General features: G+C 37.5%; 17 protein-coding genes. 4 read left to right on the forward strand and 13 right to left on the reverse strand.

Annotation, left to right across the window (positions count from 1 at the left end):
- Positions 1 to 27 precede the first annotated feature (27 nt).
- Positions 28 to 1038: a dipeptide epimerase gene (locus tag AAGF08_RS12320; RefSeq protein ID WP_343511487.1), complete on the reverse strand. Its 1011-nt coding sequence runs from the start codon at positions 1036 to 1038 to the stop codon at positions 28 to 30.
- 89 nt (positions 1039 to 1127) lie between these two features.
- On the opposite strand from AAGF08_RS12320, the gene AAGF08_RS12325 reads away from it, so the two are divergent.
- The 4 genes from AAGF08_RS12325 to rlmF all read left to right on the forward strand — a co-directional run bounded on the left by AAGF08_RS12325 (position 1128) and on the right by rlmF (position 5092).
- A complete protein-coding gene (locus AAGF08_RS12325; protein WP_343511488.1) occupies positions 1128 to 2609 on the forward strand; it encodes a M14 family zinc carboxypeptidase in 1482 nt (493 codons plus the stop codon).
- A 102-nt stretch (positions 2610 to 2711) separates the two neighbouring features.
- Positions 2712 to 3443: an SIMPL domain-containing protein gene (locus AAGF08_RS12330; protein WP_343511489.1), complete on the forward strand. Its 732-nt coding sequence runs from the start codon at positions 2712 to 2714 to the stop codon at positions 3441 to 3443.
- A gap of 75 nt (positions 3444 to 3518) precedes the next feature.
- On the forward strand, positions 3519 to 4010 hold the full coding sequence (locus AAGF08_RS12335) for a CIA30 family protein (protein WP_343511491.1): 492 nt from the start codon (positions 3519 to 3521) through the stop codon (positions 4008 to 4010).
- Positions 4011 to 4138: 128 nt separating this feature from the next.
- Positions 4139 to 5092, forward strand: a complete 954-nt coding sequence (gene rlmF / locus AAGF08_RS12340) for a 23S rRNA (adenine(1618)-N(6))-methyltransferase RlmF (protein ID WP_343511493.1) — start codon at positions 4139 to 4141, stop codon at positions 5090 to 5092.
- A 94-nt stretch (positions 5093 to 5186) separates the two neighbouring features.
- Here rlmF and AAGF08_RS12345 read toward each other — a convergent pair whose 3' ends face one another.
- From AAGF08_RS12345 to AAGF08_RS12400, 12 genes are all read right to left on the reverse strand, one after another.
- Positions 5187 to 5600 (reverse strand): OsmC family protein, encoded by a 414-nt coding sequence (locus AAGF08_RS12345; RefSeq protein ID WP_343511494.1) that lies wholly within the window; start codon positions 5598 to 5600, stop codon positions 5187 to 5189.
- An 88-nt stretch (positions 5601 to 5688) separates the two neighbouring features.
- The gene (locus AAGF08_RS12350; protein ID WP_343511496.1) at positions 5689 to 6864 is read right to left on the reverse strand and encodes a DUF1972 domain-containing protein; all 1176 of its coding nucleotides are present in this window, start codon (positions 6862 to 6864) and stop codon (positions 5689 to 5691) included.
- Entirely contained in the window at positions 6840 to 8000 is a 1161-nt protein-coding gene (locus AAGF08_RS12355) for a glycosyltransferase family 4 protein (RefSeq protein ID WP_343511497.1), read from the reverse strand. Before AAGF08_RS12355 ends, AAGF08_RS12350 begins: the two co-directional genes overlap by 25 nt.
- Positions 7993 to 8892, reverse strand: coding sequence for a class I SAM-dependent methyltransferase (locus tag AAGF08_RS12360; RefSeq protein WP_343511498.1), 900 nt, complete (start codon positions 8890 to 8892; stop codon positions 7993 to 7995). The genes AAGF08_RS12355 and AAGF08_RS12360 overlap by 8 nt, the downstream gene beginning before the upstream one ends.
- Complete coding sequence (locus tag AAGF08_RS12365; RefSeq protein WP_343511499.1) at positions 8889 to 10019, reverse strand: glycosyltransferase family 1 protein; 1131 nt, start codon at positions 10017 to 10019, stop codon at positions 8889 to 8891. The genes AAGF08_RS12360 and AAGF08_RS12365 overlap by 4 nt, the downstream gene beginning before the upstream one ends.
- Positions 10020 to 10064: 45 nt before the next feature.
- Positions 10065 to 10940, reverse strand: a complete 876-nt coding sequence (locus tag AAGF08_RS12370; RefSeq protein WP_343511500.1) for a methyltransferase domain-containing protein — start codon at positions 10938 to 10940, stop codon at positions 10065 to 10067.
- Positions 10909 to 12327 carry an O-antigen ligase domain-containing protein gene (locus AAGF08_RS12375; protein WP_343511501.1) on the reverse strand — a complete coding sequence of 473 codons (1419 nt, stop codon included), beginning with the start codon at positions 12325 to 12327 and terminating at the stop codon, positions 10909 to 10911. Before AAGF08_RS12375 ends, AAGF08_RS12370 begins: the two co-directional genes overlap by 32 nt.
- Positions 12318 to 13253: a glycosyltransferase family 2 protein gene (locus tag AAGF08_RS12380; protein ID WP_343511502.1), complete on the reverse strand. Its 936-nt coding sequence runs from the start codon at positions 13251 to 13253 to the stop codon at positions 12318 to 12320. Before AAGF08_RS12380 ends, AAGF08_RS12375 begins: the two co-directional genes overlap by 10 nt.
- Positions 13237 to 14526 carry an oligosaccharide flippase family protein gene (locus tag AAGF08_RS12385; protein ID WP_343511503.1) on the reverse strand — a complete coding sequence of 430 codons (1290 nt, stop codon included), beginning with the start codon at positions 14524 to 14526 and terminating at the stop codon, positions 13237 to 13239. Before AAGF08_RS12385 ends, AAGF08_RS12380 begins: the two co-directional genes overlap by 17 nt.
- A 12-nt stretch (positions 14527 to 14538) precedes the next feature.
- A complete protein-coding gene (locus tag AAGF08_RS12390) occupies positions 14539 to 15606 on the reverse strand; it encodes an exopolysaccharide biosynthesis protein (RefSeq protein WP_343511504.1) in 1068 nt (355 codons plus the stop codon).
- Positions 15606 to 18194: an SLBB domain-containing protein gene (locus tag AAGF08_RS12395; protein WP_343511506.1), complete on the reverse strand. Its 2589-nt coding sequence runs from the start codon at positions 18192 to 18194 to the stop codon at positions 15606 to 15608. The genes AAGF08_RS12390 and AAGF08_RS12395 overlap by 1 nt, the downstream gene beginning before the upstream one ends.
- Before the next feature lie 129 nt (positions 18195 to 18323).
- Positions 18324 to 19328 (reverse strand): radical SAM/SPASM domain-containing protein, encoded by a 1005-nt coding sequence (locus AAGF08_RS12400; protein ID WP_343511507.1) that lies wholly within the window; start codon positions 19326 to 19328, stop codon positions 18324 to 18326.
- Positions 19329 to 19420 lie beyond the last annotated feature (92 nt).

The following is a 19420-nucleotide window of genomic DNA, read 5'->3' on the forward strand; positions in this document are numbered from 1 at the left end:
GGATTCATCTCCGCTTTTGTTTGATCCTTATACTAAACTCGCTCCAATACCATTTCCCTCAGGAAAAGTTACTTTTTCAGGAGTAATAGTAACCCCTCTGGCCGGGTCTTTTGACAAAAGCATTGCACCATCCATATCTACATAATCCAACAATGGTGCAATATGGGCTATGGCCGTGATTCCAATGGACGATTCAGTCATACAGCCAACCATGGTTTTCATCCCCAATGACTTTGCTTCATGAATCATCCTAAGACCGGGAGTGATTCCTCCTGCCTTAACTAGCTTCACATTTATTCCATGGAATAAACCATGACATTTTTTGACATCAGCTTCTATGATGCAGCTTTCATCTGCAATAACAGGTAATTCAGAATGGATAAAAACTTCCTTCATTCCATCTAAATCGTCTTTACCCAATGGCTGTTCCATAAACTCCACGCCTAGTTTCTTGAGTTCGCCCGAGTATGAAATCGCCTGCTCTGCTGTCCATGCACAATTGGCATCTATGCGAAAAATAGCATCTGTATGTTTTCTCAACTCGCGCACGATTTCCAAATCATCGTCTGTTCCCAATTTAATCTTATAAATAGGCCAATGCACTTCCTTCATTTTAGCCACCATTTTTGGCACGGTATCAATACCAATAGTAAAGTTTGTAGTAGGAATATTTTTAGGATTCAACTCTAAATACTCATACAGTTTTTTGCCTTTTTTCTTGGTAAATAAGTCCCATGCTGCCATATCCAAGGCACATTGGGCAAAAGGATTTACCTTAAAGTTATTCCTTCCCAACTCCCAAAGATGTTCTGGTGTATCCCATTCTCCAGCTTCGACAATGTCACGGGAATCATCCAGACTTTTACTCATATTCTCGACGGTCATGCCATAAAAGGGATTAGTAGTAGACTCGCCAAGTCCGATTAAACCATCCTCTTCAAGTTTGACAATCAAGGTATCCTGAATATCTCTACTTTGGTGAGCAATAGTAAACGTATGTTTTAAGGGGAGATCTTCGACAAAATAAGATAGCTTCATCAGTTAATTTAATTTTTGAGCTTTGGACATGTATATTTTAAATGACATTGGCTAGTTTTACTTTTCAATTCAAAGAAAATCCTACCATCATGAGTTATTCTAAGGGCTTTTATTACAGCATTTTTTTGCTGTTTTTAATTTCACTAATTGGGTGTAAAACTGCAAATAAAAATGCAACCGAACCACTTTCTATTTCAACTTTAGAGTCGGCACACCAAAAATTTAAAGAATCTGCTATCACACATCGCCGATTTAATCATGCAGATCTCCAGCCATTGATTCAAAAACATGCTTCTCAATTTAATGTCACCAATTTGGGCAGCTCTATAGATGGAAGAAGTATATCAAGTCTGGATTGGGGAACGGGAGGAACAAAAGTGATGCTTTGGTCCCAGATGCATGGAAACGAAAGTACTGCGACCATGTCCCTTTTTGACTTGTTTAATTTTCTGGAAGGAAGCGGAGATGAATTCGATGAGATCAGAAACACCTTAAAAAGTGGATTAAACATCAAGTTCATCCCAATGATTAATCCCGACGGTGCTGAAGCTTTCAAAAGAAGAAATAGTTTGGATATAGATTTGAATAGGGATGCAATTTCGCAAATATCTCCAGAAGCTATAATTCTCAAAAAAGCGAGAGATGATTTCGAACCAGAATTTGGATTTAATCTTCATGATCAGCAAGTTTATTACAATGTAGAAGGTACTCCAAAGCAGGCAACTATTTCCGTTTTGGCACCAGCATTTAATAAAGAGACCGACATCAATGAGGTTCGAAAAAGAGCAATGCAAACCATCGTGGGAATGAATGCGGTTTTACAACAAGTGGTGCCTGGGCAAGTTGGAAAATACGATGATGCATTTGAACCTAGAGCTTTTGGGGATAACATTCAGAAATGGGGCACTAGTACCATTCTCATCGAATCAGGGGGCTATTGGGGAGATCCAGATAAGCAATACATCAGACAACTTAATTTCATGATTATTTTGGATGCGTTGTATCAGATTGCAACAAAAGGTTACGAGCAATATACTACGGAGCAATATTTTGCTATTCCGGATAATGATTCACAGCTGGCTGATTTACTGATCAATGAAATGCAAGTGACGGTAGAGGGGAAAAAATACCCTATTGATATGGTCATCCGAAGAAGAGAGTCCGAAATACCCGGTAGCTATTATGTTTCGGGTTCGATTGATGATCTGGGTGATATGCAGGTTTACTTTGCACAGGAAACATTAGATGCTAACGGACTTGAATTCGTAGAAGGGAAAGTTTATGAAATTCCGTTTGGGAATATTTCGGAATTAGATGAAACCAAATCAATGGATTTATTGAAGCAGGGATTCTTGGCTATAAGAGTGAAAAACGGTGAGCCAAAAGAGCTGCATCATTTACCAATTTTAGTTTTAAAAAGTGTTGACACCTTCCCTAGTGTATGGACGACCGGATCAGCTCCAAATTTCTACCTTGCAAAAGAAGGGGACTTAAAATATGCAATTGTAAACGGATACCTAATTGATCTGGAAAATCCTAAAGAGCAACTCTTTATGCAAAGAATTTATTAATTGTTAATTAATGTTTTTCCAAACTTAAAACCCGCTTCTTGGCGGGTTTTTTGATTATTGAAGCTTATTATTCTTATTTTCAAGTATTGATTTTTCTGCCCTATGAAAAACAACCTATCCGCAATACTCTTTGCCTTAGCTATCGTCATCGCATCTCTTGTTTTGGGGAATGCTATAATGAACAGAAATCGTCCCCAAGGTACAATTAATGTTACTGGTTTAGGGGAAAGCAACTTTTCCTCTGACCTGGTCGTTTGGGAAGGGAACTTTACCAGAGAAAGCTTTGACCTGAAATCAGCCTATTCCGATCTCGAAAAAGATAAAAAACTGGTTTCAGATTATTTGATTTCAAAAGGAATCCCTGCCGAGAAGCTTATTTTCAATGCGGTCAATACCAATCCAAAATATCAGCAAAACTACTCGGATGATGGGCGTTATCTCGGACAGACCTTTGATGGTTATTCTTTAAATCAGTCCCTTAAGATAGAATCTACAGAGGTAGAGAAAGTAGAAAAGATCAGTCGAGAAATTACTGAACTCTTAAATCAAGGAATTGCATTTTATTCCCAAACACCAAGATATTATTACACGGGATTAGAATCTCTGAAATTAGAAATGATCGCCAAAGCTACCGAAGACGCAAGAATTAGAGCTGAACGAATTGCGGAAAACTCTAAGGGAGAATTAGGCGACTTGATTTCGGCTAACATGGGTATCTTCCAGATTACAGGACAAAACTCTGGAGAAGATTATTCCTGGGGTGGCACATTCAATACGGCAGATAAAAACAAAACTGCTTCCATAACCATGAAGCTGGTTTTTGAAGTGGATTAAGAAATCTTTTGTTTCAAACAATTTTGATACCTAGCGCCTTAACAGTAGGTGAAAGCTCTTCTTATTTTAATCCTTATGACCTCGAATATTACCCTATATGAATTTGATAAAAATTCTTCAAAAAATGATTGGAGAGTTGTTGTTGATGGAGTAATGGGAGGTAAATCATCTGGTTATTTCTATATCAATGAATCCGGAAACGGTGTATTTGAAGGCTTTGTATCCTTAGAAAATAATGGAGGTTTTTCTTCCGTGAGATATAGAGAAACTTTCCAAATTAAGTCTCAAAAAACGATTAAAATTCATTTGAAAGGAGATGGCAGCGTCTACCAATTTAGAGTGAAGGCAAGCGCGTATGACCGCCATTCCTATATCGCTGAATTTAAAACGAGTGGGGATTGGGAAACAATAGAAATCGAACTCTCAAAAATGTACCCTGCTTTTCGAGGCAGGATCCTTTCAATTCCAAATTTCGATAAGGATAGAATCGAGGAGTTGGCCTTTTTGATTGGTAATAAAAAAGAACAAGAATTTCATCTGGAAATAAAGTCTATTCAATTGATCTGAACACTTGAGTGTAAGAGTAAAGGCTGAAATTTGAATTTTAAATTAAAAGGGTAGATTACTTTTGGAACTGTGCCTTCAATCCAGTGGATTAACACTAATTTGCTCGCATTCTCAATTAGTAGATTGAATTGAAAAACCAAGAAAACAAAAAGTCCAGTCTTCACCCTCGAAACACCCACCGTGATCGATACGATTTTCCAAGATTGATTAATACTCATGCTGATCTGGGAAAGTTTGTATCTGAAAATAAATACGGCGACCTAAGCATTGATTTTGCGGATCCAAAAGCAGTAAAAGAGCTAAATAGAGCTTTACTCAAGCATTTTTATGAAATTTCCGAATGGGATATTCCAACCGGATATCTTTGCCCACCTATTCCAGGAAGAGCGGATTACATTCACTACATGGCCGATTTACTTAGCCAATGCAATGAAGGAAAGCTTCCCAATCCCGAAAAGATACGAGTTCTTGATATTGGCACTGGGGCAAATTGCATTTATCCTATGTTGGGAAACTCCATTTATCAATGGTCTTTCGTAGGGACTGAAATTGATCCTAAAGCACTGGATGCAGCCCAGGATAATTTGTATGCAAACACACAATTTCGCGGAAAAATCATTTTACGAATCCAGGAAGACCCAACGCATATTTTAGAAAACATCATCCGATTTGATGATGTTTTTGATCTTACCATTTGCAATCCACCTTTTCATGGATCGCAAGCAGAAGCAGAAGCAGGGAGCATTCGCAAAGTGAAAAATCTAAAAGGCAAAGTGGGCAAGAAAGCACCCTTAAATTTTGGAGGACAAAGCCATGAACTTTGGTGTGAAGGAGGCGAACTTACTTTTATCCAGAAAATGATCAGGGAAAGCATGGTGTACAAATACAATTGCTTCTGGTTTACTACTTTGGTCAGTAAAGAAGAGCATTTAAAAGAACTGATCCTTGCATTAAAAAAAGCCAGAGTTGCAGAGCGGAAAGTCATTCAGATGGCCCAAGGAAATAAAAAAAGTAGGATATTGGCCTGGACATTTCTGAATCCAGAAAAGCAAGAAAACTGGAGAAAAAGACGTTGGGGATAAAATTTGAAATTGACTCCCTTTAGAAATAAAAGCGGCACTTAAATTAACCAATAAGTGCCGATTTTAAATCTGATTTCTTGATTTTTAGAAAAGATCAAGCATTCAAGGTACTTTCCACAGAGATTTCCATATTTAATGCTCTGGAGATTGGGCAATTTGCTTCTGCATCTTTTACCAATTCATCAAATTTATCCTGAGCAACTCCATCTACTTTCGCTTTTAAAACCAAATGAGATTTCTTTAAAGTACCATCTTCAAAAGTAATATTGGATGTAACATCTAATTCAGTCGCCGTGAAACCAGCTTCTTGTAAGTTAAAGCTTAATTTCATCGCAAAACAACCCGCATGAGCTGCTGCCACTAACTCTTCTGGGTTGGTACCTACGCCATCTTCGAATCGTGATTTAAAAGAATATTGTGTTTTATCCAAAACAGAGCTGGGAGTCGTCAAATGACCTTTTCCGTCTTTTCCTGATCCTTGCCAAACGGCTGTTGCTTTTCTAATCATGGTTTTTAATTTAGGGTTAAAAGTATTGTCTTTATAAGCAAATTAAGAGATTCAAAGTTCAGAAAAACTTCAATTTTACTTCTTTATTCTAAGTATCTATCTTCTCTAATTTCCTCTTCGGGTTTTTATCTTTAGTAGCTTTAAAGCCTGCCACTTTTTCAAAAACTTCAAGATATTGCTCAGTAACATAGTCCCAATTATACTTTTGAGTCAGCCCCTCTCTTGCAGTCTTCCTGAAGTATTCCATCCTTTCCTTGCTTGCCTCAGCAGTCTCTACAATATCCTTCACAGAATCAACGGTCTTTTGGAAATACCATCCATGTTTCCCGTTTTGAAGCATTTCCTGATTGAAAGGAGTATCCAAGGCCAAGATTGCACAGCCATACCCTAAAGCTTTTAACATAGCCGGATTCGTACCTCCGTATTCATGCCCATGAAAATATGCATAACAATGTGTGTACCATGCTCCTAATTCATGAGGATCGGTTACATAGCCCAAAAACAATAATCGCTCATCATCAAGATTTTTAAGAACAGTAGCATATTCATCCATAAATGGGACATCACCCACGATTACCAATTTCTTTTTGGAATCGGATTCTAAAAATCCTTTGATGATGAGATCTGCATTGTTGTCAGGAACCAATCTTCCCACGATCAGAAAATAATCCTGAGGAGCAATCCCCCATTTCTCAATAGGGGCTACCTCTACATCTTCTTTCACTGCAGCTCCATAAGCAATAACCTTAGAATCAGCATTAAAAAGTTCTTTGTAAACTCGTTGCATTTCATCCGAGTCATTGATGATCTGATCAAAATACTTGGTGGCTAGTCGAGAAGCCCAAAAGAAATACCTTGAACCAATTCCTTTCCATTTGGGACGTAGCCACTCTAGACCATCAACATTAATTACGGAAGCCTTCTTGAAAAATCGGGAAACCCAGCCAATAGGTCCGTTTCCGGAATTAACAACAAAAATCACATCCACATTAGAAAAACAGGCATGGATCATGGAAAAGAAAGTGTGTGAAAGTTGAGTGCCTATTTTTGACTCAACAGCACCCATATAAACACACTCAATTCCATTTACGTATTTCGGCCTCTCCTTAAAAAGTGATTTATGGTTATAAACACGCACATGAACGCCTTTTGCCACCAATCGCTCCCCAAGTTCTTTCACTAAGGTATCGTAGCCACCATAGACATAAGGATAGCCCTTTGCACCCATAATTGCTACTTTTAACTTCTTCTTAGGTGCCTCCATAGATGTTTTTCTATTTTTTCTTTAAAGGTATTCAAATTATAACTATTAAGTACTTTCTGTCTCCCAGCCTCACCAAAGCTTTTAATTTTGGAAGGGTCATTTATTAAATCAGAAATAGCTTTTACTCCTTTCTCCACATCATCAATAGGTATTAAAAACCCGGTTTTTCCATTATCCACCATTTCTTCTGCACCACCTGATCGGGTAGCAATTACTGGCTTACTGGAAGCCATAGCTTCTAAAATTACAGTTGGAAATGAATCAGGTAAAACAGAAGGCAACACAAAAATATCAGATGCAGCTAAAACTTCAGGTATATCTTTTCTAAAACCAAAATCACTGACTGATTCTTCCATCCTATTTTCTTGAACAAAAGACTTTAATTCCTCTTGAATGTATTCATATCCCGGAAATGGATCTCCCACAAGGAGAAAATGACAGGTTGGGTAAATCTCCAAAATTCTTTTAGCGATTTCCAAAAAGTAACGCTGCCCTTTCCCTGGATTGATTCGACCTATCATAGTGATTATTAACTTATCCACGGGTAGGCCTAGGTTCTCTTTTGCATCTGGAAAAGGCTTCAGATGATCCTCATAAGGGATCCCATTATGGATTACTTCTGGCTTTGCAATTTTTAGCATTGGCTCCCAATGCCTCCTTACGGCTTCAGATACCACAATTGGGTAAGGAGTATTCTTATCCAACATGGATCTTAATAATTTCACGAGAGGTTTGGGGCCAAAAAGTATTTCGTGAATATGCCAAATGTGAGGAATCTTATTTTTCTTTGCCCAGTAAGAACCAACAATCACGGCCAAGGTATTTGAGTAAACCAACTCAAATTTATATTCCTCGTGAAGTTTATTTAAAAACTTATAGGCTTTTAGTTTCTTGTTAAATCGGTTGACAATTCCAGAAGGATTGACATATTTTCTTCTAAGAATTCCGAGATTCTGAACTTTCACTTTAAAACCTTCTTCTACCAATAAATCAGTAAGGGGCCCTTTTCCTGTCATTACGACCACAGGATTAAACCCCTGTTCTCGATAAATTCTTAGCACTTGAAGAATGATTTTACCTGAGCCATATAACTCTGAGCTGGTCTGTAGAAAAAGTACGTTTCTTTCCTTAGCCATTCTTTTTTAAATAAATACCGATTACCCCACTTTTTGAAAAAAGTGCTGCTATCGATTCCATTAAAAATGCGAAAGGTGTTAAAAGAGCCACTCCCAACATTAACCCAGCTGTTTTCTTTTTTTTCAGGCTCAAAATCAAATGTTTTCTATAACCAAAAAGACTAAATAACGATTGAAGCATTCCTAATACACCTAAATGAATGGAGAAAGGTTTCGCTCCGACTTTTATATACCCAATACTTTCAAATTGGTTTAGTAGTCCTGATTCAGTCCAATGGGTTAAATGTTTTGGAATATCCCAATGAATCCAATTATCTCCAGCGATTTTTGCTTGCCAAGAATCAGCTCTTGGCACCTCGATATAAAGCAACCCGCCCTTTGCTAAATTGGATTCCAGCAATTCATTCACTAATGAAATAGGCTCTGGCAAATGTTCTAAAACATGATTCAAACAGATCAGATGGAAATCTCCTTCTTGAACCTTTCCCTCCGAATAAAACTGATTAATCACTTTTACTTGATATTTCTCGGCTGCAAATTTTGCCCGATCTTTTGCAGTTTCTATACCTACTCCACTCCAACCTAATTTTTTAGCTTGGGCCAAGAATTGTCCTTTTCCACATCCAAAATCCAATGCTTTTTTATGAGATTTATCGAGAAGGGCATTTGCTCGATTTAAGACTCCCTTTGCCTCTCTAAAGATTACCTTCTCAAAAATAGACTCTCTATTGTCTACAACCGCATACACTTCATCTTCATAAAGTGCATCCACGTCCAATTCATTAGGGATGTAGGTCCAAGATGTTTTACAGTTGATGCAATCAATAATTGAAAATTCCTTCCTAGTTTCGGTAGGTTTAACTTTGCAGACTGGACATGCAATTTGCCTCATATTTTTGGAGCGGCATTCAAAATCAAATGCTGAAAATCTTCTATAAATTTTTGAGGGGAAAAATTTTTGCTCCGCGAAAGCCCTTTTTGAATTAGTTCTTCCCGCAACGCCTTATCCCGTTCCAAAAGTACCATTTTTTCTACCAAATCAGTTAAATCACCTTTTTTGAAAACTAAACCTGCACCTCCTCCTACCTCAAGTAATGCAGGTTGATCTGAATGGATAACAGGTAGTCCAACACCCATCGACTCAACTATCGGGATTCCAAAACCTTCATTTTCTGAAGGGAAAATGTAAGCAAATGCATTTTCATATAAACTTCGTATCTGTGCATCGGAAATATATCCTGGAAGGATTACTTTATCCTCCAGCCCTCTCTCAGAAATCAACTTTTGAATTACAGGGAAATCATTCATCTGCGCACTTTGGCCTTGACCTCCTGCCAAAACCAATTTGAATTCCTTGTTTTGTTTTTCTATAAATTCTTCAAAAGCTTCGACAAGCAAAGGCAAGTTTTTCCTTTTGTCAAAAGTACCGATATGAAGAAAAAAGGGGGATTTATCTAACTGGTTGTTTTCGATCAAACTTGTATCGCGCTTTTCAGATAAATTCTTTGGGCTCTGGTAAACCACCTCGATAGGAAAGTTATTTCCTAAGTGTTCTATTAGGGCATTTTTAGCATAATTGGTGGTGGTAATTATCTTGGAATCTTGTTTCAGCCCTTTTGATATCAAACTCAAAAAATATTTTCTCCACCAAAGCGGATAATTTTTGGGCATTTGCCAGAAAAATGCATCATGAATGACAGTCATTCTTTTGCAGGGAAGTGATGCAGCTGGAGAAACAAAATCCAAACAAATCAATAAATCCGGTTTATGCTTTTTAACTAAATCGGGTAATTGAAATTCCTTCCAGCGGAAATAGTCTAAATGGTAATTGAGTCTTTGAACTTTAGAAGAAGGGTTTTTAAACGTTTCGTCTCTAGACTGTTTGTCTGGGTCATGAGAGAAAATCCATTCAATTTCTGGATGTGGATAAGACTTAGCTGCATTTGCAAGCTCCATCATATAGGTTTTAATACCTGTGGTCGCCACATTGAGATATTGTAGATCAAGTAGGACTTTCATTAGACTTTTATTTTTTAAAATATACAGACAAGCATCTTTATTCCACTATTTCTTACAGACTATCCATTGGTTAACCTGAAAAAAGTTCTGAATTAATCGAGCGAGCTTTTTTGAAATCGGTAAATCATATTTAATTAAATTCCTCATTTTCTCTCCATAAGAATGAGTGTAATGATCTTCAATAGTTAAACCTTGTTCCTCACATAAATCTCTCAATAATGCTTTGGGAAAAATAAAAGTATGCTCAACGCCATCAATGATATCTGGGACTTGAAGCCTTAGTAATTTTGACCATCGATGAAAACGATAAAGATTACTGGACATATTTGGAGTTCCAATTGCTACTCTACCTCCAGGCTTTAAAATTCGCTTCATTTCTTTGATGTAAGCTTTTGGATCCAAAACATGCTCTATCACGTGAGAAATATGAATAAAATCAAAGAAATTATCTGGGTAATTCGCATCCCAAATATCCCCTTGATAGGTCTTTACCGGAAAATGGCTCTTTACAAATTCGAGCGCACCTTTATCAAACTCAGTAGCAAAAAGCTCACATTCCAGCTGTTGCGCGTATGCTAATCCTAAACCTAATCCACACCCTACATCCAAAAATTTATCTCCGCTTTTCAATGCCTTTAAAAACCTAGCTTCCTTTTTTATGGATGGAATTTCAAGGTTTTTGATTCGCCCAAAATGCTCTAAAATAAGATTTTTATAATCAACCGCTTCGTAGTGTTCTTTGTCGTAATAATTGCTATAGTATTCTGTAAGCTCTTCGCTATCTGCCATAGGATTTGCAAATACCAAATGACAATTGTTGCAAGAAACCCGAGAAATATGAGGCCCTTTTCTGACAGTATCAATCGCAAAACCAGCTAAGCTATCTGAATTACAAAGAGGGCATTTTTTGTATAGAATCATTTGTCAAATTTCTTAAATAAGAATACTCCTGAACCGAAAAACCAATCATCCACCAACTTATCCATGAGACATAAGTATAGATTTCCACATTTGCGGTAAATAAGGGTAATAGTAGTCCTACTTTCGTTACTGAGCCGACGAATGCAACCCGTGCAATTTGCGTATTATTTGTCCGGTAAAACGTCCGCAAACTTAATACTATTCCAGACCCAAGTGCAAAAATATATAATAGCATTCCCAACCAGCCCATTTGAACTCCATAGATCAAAAACTGATTTTCTCCACCAACCCTCAATTCATCGCTGACACTACCAAAATTTCCACTCATTGCCAGACCTATTCCCAAAGGATTACCTATCATCGAATCCAAGGCAAGTAACCATTCGACTACATGCCCAATACTGGAACTGTTTTCAAACGTGATGGTATCCAAAACAAAAAAGTAAAAATCCTCAGAAGCAAAGAATATCACGTAGATCGCAAATGCCAAAAGACTTAAAAATCCCGCTGCAATCAATTTATAAAGCCCAAAAACCAAGGCAATAAAGAATATCATTAAGAAAAAAGCACCAAATGCCGCCCTAGATGCTGAAAAAACTAAGCTTCCCAGGGAGCAAAACATCACTAGAATATAAAACCAATTATACTCTTTTTTAGTGGTCAGAAACCAAATTAATCCCGCTGCAAAGCCCATCAATACCGAACTGGCCATTTCTAAAGGATCCGAGAAAAAACTAGCCAAACGTTTTGTTACAGCTTGGGTTTCAAAGGTCCAGGTAAGCCCAAAATTCCCAGTCGGCTCAATCTGATTGATTACTAAATTATACAAAGAATAGCCTGTAAATTGTTGAAGATGGGCATTCAGAATGTAATTCTCTAATAAGTTTACCAGAAAAGCTCCTATCGCGATTCCGAAGATTATTTTAAATAGAAGGTGGATTTCTTGCTTATTAAACCGGGTATTTCTCCCCAAAAAATATACGAAGCCAGGAATAATCATACTCTTGTAATACAGCACTTTATTAATAAGCGATGCCTGCCCTAATGGAAGGAGCAAGTACAAAAAACCCAAACTCAAGAACCCTAAAAGGAACCAGTCAGTTGCCATCATTCGAATGGGATACTCTGCGATCTTTTTTTGATAAAAGAGGAATACCAAAACTCCAATTAATACTACTAATTCCTTCAATATCTGGAATAAACTGACGATAGAGGAGGATCTGGTGGTCAAATAAACCACACTAAGAGTGGTGATGTAAAAAGGTAAATAGATAATTAAAAAAAATATGAAGTAGCTCCAATTCCCCTTGAAAACCATTTGCTCCAATACCCAAAGCAAAGCGATTCCAATCACCACCGATAAAATTATAAATAGAATTAAGGCCATATTGGAGCTTTTTCTAACCTATTTCCCAACCCATCTTTCATTCCTCTTCCCACTGCTTTCAATTTTTGAAATCTACCACGAAAACAAAAATAACCCATCCAAGCCAAAAATCTGAAAGTATGATACATCATGGAAAGAAGAAATGCTGCTCCCTTGAGGTGTTGTCGGATTAAAAAAAACTGATTCCTAACATGAAAATAAAACACACGAGGACTTAGAATCCCTTCGGAATGTTCCTTCTTTGAAGATGCTCCAGCCTCATGGAAAACCAGCGCCTTTGAAGCCAAAGCAATCGTAAAACCAAACTGACGAAAGCGCAAAGACCATTCTACATCCTCAAAATAGGCGAAATAGCTTTCATTCAACAAGCCGGCTTTCAAAATCGCCTCTCTACTTACCAACATACAGCAACCCGTCGCCCAATCCAAATATGAATCTTCTGGTTGATATTCAGAAACTGGTCTTCTATCACCCAATGTTATTGCCCTTCCAAATAGATTGTTCCATTTTCCCCCGGCACTCCATATAATGTCTCTTTTATTTAAAAAAGTGATTAAAGGTTGAATGACACCAAGTTTTTCTTCCTTTTGGATTTTTAACATCATTTCTCCTAGAAAATCAGGCCCAACTTCTGTGTCATTATTGAGAAGCATAATATGAGAATACCCGTCTTCTAATGCCCTGATAATACCAACATTATTCCCGCCAGCAAAACCCAAATTCTCCTTATTCTCCAATAAAATAATTTCTGGAAATGTGGATAATAGTCTTTTCCCTTCCGAATTAGAGGAGGCATTATCCACAAGGATTACCTGATAATCCGGAAAATTAACTTTCCTGAGTGAATTCAAACAGGCTTTCGTAAAATCAAACCCATTCCAATTCACTAAAATTATAGCGACCGATGAATTAGGTATAAAAGCCATGAATAAATTTTCTGTTATTTCGGTATAACAATACCATACAAATCAAAAAGACGATCACTTCTGTAGAGATAATTGCAAGAGAAACACCTATGCCTCCAAATAAGGAAGTCAGGATAGTGGCAACAACTATCATATACAAACACATCATCCAGGAAGCCCTAAAAAGTAAATTTTTTAAATCAGCAACTAGCATCATAACAACATTCGCAATATTCAAGCAGGCTAGAAAAGGAACAAAAGCTAAAATCTGAAGATAGATTATTGAATCAGGCAAATCTGATCTGGATAGAACTTTAATAATAAAAGGAGCAGAGAAGAAAGTAATCCCTGAAATAAAAGCGCCTAAAGCCAAAACCCGGAAATAAACATTTCTTAAAAATTTAAAAAATCTTTTCTCATCATTTGTATAAAGCTTTGCTGCATTTGGATAAATAGCCTGAATAATCAGAGCTGGAAACATCCTCAATACCATGATAACCCTTTCTGCCAAGCTGTACATTCCCAACGTCTCAGCAGCTGCGAAAAAGCTCAAAATAATTAAGCCTCCATTAACAGAAATATAGCTGGAAGCACTACTTAAAAACAAAAGGAAGTTCTCCTGTAGACTTTTTCTTATAGCGATCCAATCCGGTTTAAAAAATTTTATTCCCAGAAAAAAATGGATATAAATCAGTAGGCTAAGATTAATACTCAATCCAAAAAATCCCATCATGAAATTCACCCATCTACTTTGTTCAGGACTGTGGATAAAAAGCACAATGCCCATTAGGAACAAAAGTTTTGAGAATATATTGGCAATGCTGACCAACTTCATTTTTTCCATCCCCTGAAAAAACCAAAGTGGAAGGGTCGCCTCAGAAAATAGCATCAGAATAGAAAAAACAAGAATGATCTGATACCCTTTAAAAAGATTAAGACCAAAAACGGCTATCAGTATGATCAGAGTAGCAATCGAAGCAAGCAAGACCTTCGCTGAGAAAACATTGGATACTACATGGGAAAGAGCGGTTTTATCATTTTGATTGATAGCAACCTCTCTAGGTGCGCTAAGGTTGTAGCCATAGACTACCATGACGTTCATCAATACAATTACTGAAAGGGCAAGATTTACAAGTCCAAACTGATCAACTCCTATATTTTGAATTAGCAAGGGCATGCTAATAATCGAAATCAGCACATTGGAAGATTGAATAATCGCCAAAAACAGAAAATTCTGAATGGATTTATTCTTGATGAAATTACCTAAAGGAAGAAGTAAAAGTTTTTCTAACATGGCAGCTTTAATTTAGCTTTCCTGCGCATGCTTTTGATACAATCGACGGAAATAGATCACTAATAATGTTAATAACCCCACTATTGCACCTCCGAAAACCATTCCTTTAACCAATCTGATCTCAGTCCTTTCTAATGGTAATCTGGGAGAATCAATAATCTGGATTAAAGGAGAATTATTACGATGATTTACCTTGGCAATTTCTAAATTCTTCACGATTTCCTCATAAACCGCACCCGTTGCCTGAACATCAATTTGTCTTTTCTTGATATCGACCGTCGCAGAAGAAAGCAAGGGGTTGGCATTTGGGATTTTATCAGATTCTGATGCATAGGCACCAATGCTTTGATCTAAAATAGATCGGACACTGTCGGCCTGAGATTGAAGAATTGCAAGATTTTCACTGGTCTTTTTTGTCTTTGTTTCTTTGTAAAACTCATTTACGTTCTCCACCAACCTTTCATTAAATACCTTTGCAAATAACTCATCCTTTGAAGAGACAGTCACTTCAATGATACTTAATTTCCTATCTGGCTTTGCGACACTTAATTGTTTTTCCCGGATAAGCTTTGAGATTTCCTTTACCACAGAATCTTGTGAAACTGTAAAGCTTTCTCTAGGTATGGAAAAGTCCATAGAAGAAAAATCAACTTTGGAAGACCACTTTCGATCAAGCTCTTCAAAAGAAATAAACCTTTCTATCAATAATTCACTTTCATCAAAAGGACTTAATAATGCCTCGTCAAGCATCCGATCTGATCGGTAGAGCTCCATTATATTATCCCCTTGAAATAACCCGCTCGTACTACCCAGTGATCCTAGATTTACCCCAACTAAAGATGCCAATCCAGACATTTGTCCCATTCCTCCTGCTTCTCCTTCCTCCAGTACAAAAGAAGTATTAGCATGAAATACTGGCTTTTTGAATATGGAAACCAATGCTCCTAAAGCTACTCCAATAACTCCGGCAAGAATCAATATTTTCCATTGAGATAGAAAATAGCTAATCCAACTTGCGAAATTTTGAAAAACTTCCTTGAGCGTAAATTGATTATCTGAAAAATGCTTATTTCCTGCCATTACCAATTTATTTGAGATATGACAAGTGCCATGGTAGCAAGTCCGGTGGTAATTCCTACTATTTCTCCCAGTCTCAATGGAACTTTAGGTCCTTTTGTCGGAACAATAACCTCAGCTCCAGGCTCTACTGGAGGAAAATTTCTAATCCCTAAGAAACCTTTTGTTCTTTTCACGGCACCATTGGCATAAACTACATATGTCTGCTTCTTATTTGCTCTCCTTTCAAATCCACCGGCACCATTGATATAATGCTTCAAACTTTTATTTGATTCATGTCTCAGGGTAGTTGGATAAACCACATCTCCTCGCATTCTGACTGTTTGTAACAGCTTTGGAACGGTTAATATATCTCCTTCTTCTAATAGCAAATCATCCTCAGAACCCGGATTATCCAAAATCTCCTGTAGATTAATTGCTACTGCTTCGGTTTGTTTGATCTTTACTGCAAATCCCGGAGTTTCGGAAGCAATCTGGTCTAATGATTCCTTTTTGTTCTGGGCCAATTGAGTATCAACCGGAGAGTCTTTCTCTTTTGGCAAATCATTAAATAACCTTGCCAACAATTCCTCCTGTGCCTCTGAATTATTTGGATCAGCCAAAAGCTGTAATCTAAGATCTTCCAAATTGCGCTGTCTTCTTAATTGCTCTGACTCAGTATTGAAAAATTCAGTTCTACGGATTAGAGTAGCTCCCTTTGAATAAGCAAATTGGTTTAACCCCCCAGCTCTTTTGATTAAATCAGAAATTCTTTCCTGACTCGTTTGGATAGCAAAAATACCTGGTGAATTTACTTGCCCCTCAACAGCAACTAATTTTTGCATATTGAAATTAGCACGCTTTCTGACGATTACTTGATCGTATGCCTGTAAAACTTCTCCATCCATATTCATTGAAAGGTCAGGATTTACCTGGATCGGAATAATCTCAGATAAGGTCCCTAGGTCCGCATCTTCCAACCTTCTGGCAATTTCTATATCATTGATATTGGCTGATTCCTGAAGCCCCCCTGCCATCACAATCAACTCCTCCACTTTCATGGAAGCAGAATAAGGATAAACGCCGGGCCGTTTGACCTCTCCAAGAATCTGCACATACTTCTCATTATTTATATCATAGATACTGGCTATTCTCACCACATCTTCCCGTTGCAGAGGAATATCTGCCGAAGTTCCATCCAAAATTGCCTTGAGGTTTACCTGGACCATTTCTGTACTTAGATCATCTTTGGTTCTTAAAATGCTTGCCTGATTGGTGTATGCATCTCCTCTGAGACCTTCTGCATTTTTCACCAACTGAGATAACGTAAGACCTTCAGTCAAGGCAAAAGTTCCTTCTCTGTAAACAGCCCCTTTGATCTGTACCCGGTTGGAATAGCGATTCAAAATCCTTTGAACAGTAATTTCATCTCCGCCTTTTAAAGGAAACATTTTATATTGACTTTGATATAAATCAGATACAGATCGTTGATTTCCTGTAATTCTAGAGATTGCAACCCGATCCTTAAATGCTTCATCGGTAAATCCTCCGGCATAATTTAAAAGATCTTCAAAGGTATCCTCAGCAGCTATTTCAAAAGTCATCGGGCGCTTCACTTCTCCTCTTATTTTCGCTCTGGAAAGAAAAGGAGTTACCAAAATCACATCCTGATCTTGAAGCTGTCTATCAAGATCTGCTGTTCCATTGATCAATAAATCATAGACATCGATCACAGCAATCTGCTTGTTGTTTCTTACCAATTTAATAGCTCGCATGGTACCGTTGGTATTTGGACCGCCGGCAGCATAAAGTGCATTGAAAACAGTAGAAAAAGCACTCAAGGTAAATGTACCAGGCAATCTTACTTCTCCTAGAATATGGACTTTTATGGTTCTTACATCACCCAAGGTTACTTTCAAAAATGTCGTAGGGCTACTTCCATTTAAGCCAGAGTAGTATCTTCCAACCCGATTTTTAATAATTCCAGTTGCTTCTTCAATACTTTTACCTGAGACGGAAACTGGGCCGATATTATCTAAAAGCACAAATCCATCAGGATTTACTGTTGCCTCATAGTACTGCTCAGACTCTCCGTAGATGTCTACATAAATAAGGTCTCCAGGACCTAAGATATAGCTATTGGGAGTGGCTTGATTAAGGCTTGGTTCAAAACTTAATTTCCTGTTTTTCTGATAAAAGATCGCAGTTCCAAAAATTTCATTTTCCGGATCTGCTATCTCAAATTCTTCTTGTGGCTGAAACATTCCTGCCGTTATCAGATCGAAATCTGCCTGCTTTCTGGGATCCCTTTTTGAAGCATCTGCTGATCTTTTCAAGCCTGGCTCTCCTAGATCTAAATCCCCGATTCTTGCTTTTAATTTTGCAACTTCGGAAGCTGGCATTCCTCTGAGCTCTGCCAATTCTAAAAACTCCTCAATGGATAATCCTGCAGATGCGGCTCGATTCAACAATTCTTGCACTTCGGCATCACTCATTTCATCGACCTGTATTCTGGTCATATCAGTATTTTGCTGAGCATATGAAGTAGGAATTGCCAAACCAAGGAAGGCAAGCAAGGCAAAAAAGTACCAGAATCTTTTCTTTAAAATCATGTTATTGGCTTGGTGTACCGATCAACCCGGGTGTACGTCGAACAAATATGGACATTAAAAATCCGTCAATTTCTTAATTCTACCAAATATAGTTCCAAAAACCTGCTTTCCCGAAAAGTCAAAAAAACTCTATTCGGTGCAATTTCTACAAATTTCTATTTCAGATCGATCCAGAAATAATTGATTTCTAAAGGTTTGGTAAGCTTTAGAATTCCAGATAGCTATCAAAGATTGATTTTTTAATTCCCCCATAACATGATTCGCATCTTTATCAAAACAACAAGGGACTACCTGCCCATCCCAGGTCACCACTGCACCTTGCCACATTCTCCAACACTTATTCTCTAACTTCCTTTTAAGCTTCCATTTCCCATCACCTGCTGGAATATATCTAGAATAACCCAAGTCAGAAGGAATCAATTCTGAACCTTCTTCATAGTCATAAATCTGTGTAGTTTTAAACTGTAATTCATCCACTTTCATCTTCCTAGCCCAATATTTTAAATCAGGAATCTGATGTTCATTTTGTCCGGTGACCAAAAACTGAAGGACTACACGTGGGAAACTTCGCCCAGCTTTCTCCCGCTTTTCTATTAATAATTGAAGCCCATTGTTAACTTTCTCCAAACTTCCACCCACTCTATACTGCTGATAAACTTCCTGAGTAATCCCATCCATAGATATAATCAACTGTTTCAATCCACTTTCCAAAACTTCATCAACTTTTGCCTCATCTAAAAAATGTGCGTTGGTAGAAGTTGAGGTAAAGATTTTGTTTTGGTCTGCAAATTTGACCATATCTAAAAACCGAGGGTTTAAAAATGGTTCACCTTGAAAATATAGATGTAACCAAGTCAAATATGCTTTGGACTGAAGAATTACTTTTTCAAATAATTGATCCTGAAGCATCCCTGTAGGTCGAGTAAAAGAACGGAGTCCTGACGGACATTCTGGACACCTCAGATTGCAACTCGTGGTTGGCTCTATTGATAAAGTAGTTGGTTTACCCCATAAAATGGGCTTCTCAAAAAGACGTGAAAGCTGAAATGAAACCAGCAAGAGAAAATAATTCCAGACTTTTGAAAAAGTCAGGTAATTGAAAATTGCTAAAGCTGTTAAGAATTTGTTTTTCACGTCGGCAAGTAAATGAAATGACTTGGTGCAGCAAAATGTATTTATTTGAATTAATAAAAAGTACTTCCGTTCGTTTAATTACTTTTGAACCA

Origin of the sequence: Algoriphagus sp. SE2, from assembly GCF_039563885.1 — a bacterium.
Lineage (GTDB): Bacteria > Bacteroidota > Bacteroidia > Cytophagales > Cyclobacteriaceae > Algoriphagus.

Coding starts and splice junctions, on each gene's coding strand:
- AAGF08_RS12330 (WP_343511489.1), top strand. CDS start 2,712: ATGAAAAACAACCTATCCGCAATACTCTTTGCCTTAGCTATCGTCATC.
- AAGF08_RS12370 (WP_343511500.1), bottom strand. CDS start 10,940: ATGATTCTATACAAAAAATGCCCTCTTTGTAATTCAGATAGCTTAGCT.
- AAGF08_RS12335 (WP_343511491.1), top strand. CDS start 3,519: ATGACCTCGAATATTACCCTATATGAATTTGATAAAAATTCTTCAAAA.
- AAGF08_RS12395 (WP_343511506.1), bottom strand. CDS start 18,194: ATGATTTTAAAGAAAAGATTCTGGTACTTTTTTGCCTTGCTTGCCTTC.
- AAGF08_RS12385 (WP_343511503.1), bottom strand. CDS start 14,526: ATGTTAGAAAAACTTTTACTTCTTCCTTTAGGTAATTTCATCAAGAAT.
- AAGF08_RS12350 (WP_343511496.1), bottom strand. CDS start 6,864: ATGGAGGCACCTAAGAAGAAGTTAAAAGTAGCAATTATGGGTGCAAAG.
- AAGF08_RS12325 (WP_343511488.1), top strand. CDS start 1,128: ATGAGTTATTCTAAGGGCTTTTATTACAGCATTTTTTTGCTGTTTTTA.
- AAGF08_RS12320 (WP_343511487.1), bottom strand. CDS start 1,038: ATGAAGCTATCTTATTTTGTCGAAGATCTCCCCTTAAAACATACGTTT.
- AAGF08_RS12390 (WP_343511504.1), bottom strand. CDS start 15,606: ATGGCAGGAAATAAGCATTTTTCAGATAATCAATTTACGCTCAAGGAA.
- AAGF08_RS12360 (WP_343511498.1), bottom strand. CDS start 8,892: ATGAGGCAAATTGCATGTCCAGTCTGCAAAGTTAAACCTACCGAAACT.
- AAGF08_RS12345 (WP_343511494.1), bottom strand. CDS start 5,600: ATGATTAGAAAAGCAACAGCCGTTTGGCAAGGATCAGGAAAAGACGGA.
- AAGF08_RS12355 (WP_343511497.1), bottom strand. CDS start 8,000: ATGGCTAAGGAAAGAAACGTACTTTTTCTACAGACCAGCTCAGAGTTA.
- AAGF08_RS12380 (WP_343511502.1), bottom strand. CDS start 13,253: ATGGCTTTTATACCTAATTCATCGGTCGCTATAATTTTAGTGAATTGG.
- AAGF08_RS12375 (WP_343511501.1), bottom strand. CDS start 12,327: ATGGCCTTAATTCTATTTATAATTTTATCGGTGGTGATTGGAATCGCT.
- AAGF08_RS12365 (WP_343511499.1), bottom strand. CDS start 10,019: ATGAAAGTCCTACTTGATCTACAATATCTCAATGTGGCGACCACAGGT.